Annotated in this window: 2 protein-coding genes; both read right to left on the reverse strand. The window is 72.7% G+C overall.

Annotation, left to right across the window (positions count from 1 at the left end; genetic code table 11):
- Window positions 1–195: 195 nt before the first annotated feature.
- A complete protein-coding gene (locus ACFQ36_RS22250; RefSeq protein WP_377017672.1) occupies window positions 196–504 on the reverse strand; it encodes a hypothetical protein in 309 nt (102 codons plus the stop codon).
- Between the two features lie 175 nt (window positions 505–679).
- The coding region (locus ACFQ36_RS22255) for a phosphoenolpyruvate carboxylase (RefSeq protein ID WP_377017674.1) at window positions 680–2,286 on the reverse strand (1,607 nt) is incomplete at its 5' end.

A 2,286-nucleotide genomic window follows, 5' to 3' on the forward strand; every position in this document is an offset into this window, starting at 1 on the left:
CCCGCTGGGCCGGCCAGCCGCACTCCGCCCCGGTGGCCGTTGCCGCCGGCGTCGGCCTCTTCTTCGTCCTGGTCTGCGCCCTGACCGGCAGGTTCCAGGCCGCGCATGACGAACGCCTGAGCCGGCGCCGTCCGGCGGTGTCCTAGCAGCTTCCGACGGCGGCCCGGGCGGCGGGCCGCTGCCGGGTCCCGTGGCTCAGCCGACAGGTTCCCAGCGCCCGCGCACCCGCCGCAGCACCTGCAGCGCTCCCGTGGCGGCCACCTCGCCCACGGCATCGCGCATGTTCGCCGCAGCCTGCAGCGCCTGCCGGTCCTCGGCCTCCCTCGCCGTCGCGTCCACCATGAACCTGACCACGATCCGCGGCACCCCGCCCGCAATCTCCAGCCGGTTCGCCTCCACCAGGTGGGCCGAGCCGACGGCCTCCACCGCCGCCTCCATCACGCGCTCCGGCGCGTATCCCGGGCGCAGGCCGGTGATGCCCAGCTGGGCACGGTAGGAGGGCACGGTTTCAAGTGTAGGGCGCGAGGGCCCCGCTAAGAGAGCGGCCAGGGCCCCCGTGCGCGGAGCGTGCCGGGCAGGGTGCGAACGGGCGCAGCCGGCATCGAGTGGGATGCGAGGGACCCGCCGTGGCGCGCCAGCGACACTGCGGGAGCACCCCACTCGGGGAGCGCCCTGACCGCTATCCGGTGTTGCGCAGCCCGGCCGCGACGCCGTTGATGGTGATGAGCATGGCCCGCTGCAGGCTGCCGTCCCGGGCTCCGGCGGCCTCCCGGGCCTGCTGGTCGGCCCGGTAGCGCCGCAGCAGCTCCACCTGCATGTAGGAGATCGGGTCCAGGTACTGGTCGCGGATCTGCAGCGAGCGCTTGAGCACCGGCTGGTTGTCCAGCAGTTCCTGCTCCCCGGTCAGCCCGAGCACCTCGGCCACGGTCAGCTCGTATTCGGCGCGGATGGTCCCGAACAGGTGCCGCAGCTGAGGCGGCACCAGGGTGTCCACGTAGTGGGCCGCGATCTCCAGATCCGTCTTGGCCAGGGTCATCTCGATGTTGGATATGACGGTTTGGAAAAACGTCCAGCGCCCGATCATCTCGCGCAACTGCTCCTCCATGCCGGCCGCGCGGGCGGCCCGCAGCCCGGAGCCGACGCCGAACCAGCCCGGAACGATCTGCCGGGACTGGGTCCAGCCGAAGACCCAGGGAATCGCCCGCAGCCCCTCGAGGCCGTCCCCGGCGCCGGGGCGGCGGGCCGGGCGCGAGCCGATGTTCAGCGCCCCGAGCTGTTCCACCGGGGTGGAGGCGAGGAAATAGCCGGGCAGATCCGGATGGTCGACCAGGCTGCGGTAGCTGGCAAACGCGGCATCGGAGACCAGGTCCATCACCGCCTCGTAGCGTTCCAGCTCGCCGGCGGAGAACCGGGGGGCGCGGTGCAGCGCGGAGGCCTGCAGCACCGCGGCCAGGGACAGCTCCAGGTTCTCCCGGGCCAGCTCCGGCAGCGAGTACTTGTCCGAGATCACCTCGCCCTGCTCGGTGAACTTGATTTCGCCGTCGAGCACGCCGTTGGGGTGGGCCATGATGGCCTCGTAGGTGGGTCCGCCGCCGCGGCCCACCGATCCGCCGCGGCCGTGGAACAGGCGCAGCCGCACCCCGTGTCGGGCGGCGATGTCGCGCAGGCTGCGCTGGGCCTTCTGGATCTCCCACAGGCTGGTCACCACGCCGGATTCCTTGTTCGAATCCGAGTAGCCCAGCATCACCTCCTGCAGGTTGCCGCGCAGGTCCACAATCCGGCGGTAGTGCGGGTCGGAGAGCAGCTCGTCCAGCAGCCTGCCGGCGCCCTGCAGTTCCGCGACGGTTTCCAGCAGCGGCGCGAAGCCGATGCGGGCAAAGGGGTCCGGGCCGTGCAGCCTCAGCAGCCCGGCCTCGCGCGCGAGCACCGCGGCGGCCAGCACATCGTCCGCGCCGCGGGTCATGGACACGATGTAGGATTCGACGACGTCGGAGCCGTAGGTATCCAGCGCCCGCCCGATTTCGCCGAACACGGCGAAGGTCCGGGCCGCGTCCGCCTCCAGCGGCGGCGGCGTCGGCGCGAGCGGGCGGCGCGACCCCAGTTCCGCGGAAAGCACCTTGCACCGTTCGGTGCGCCCGAGCCCGAGGTAGGGCCCGGGCAGTTCCTCCAGCGGATCCATCAGCGCCGCGACGGCGGCGTGGTGGGCGTCCGCCAGTTCGCGGATGTCCAGCGTGGCCAGGTGCAGCCCGCACGCGGCGATGGTGCGTCCGGCCCCGGCCAGCGCGC

Origin of the sequence: Arthrobacter sp. GCM10027362 (assembly GCF_042679445.1) — a bacterium.
Classification (GTDB): domain Bacteria; phylum Actinomycetota; class Actinomycetes; order Actinomycetales; family Micrococcaceae; genus Crystallibacter.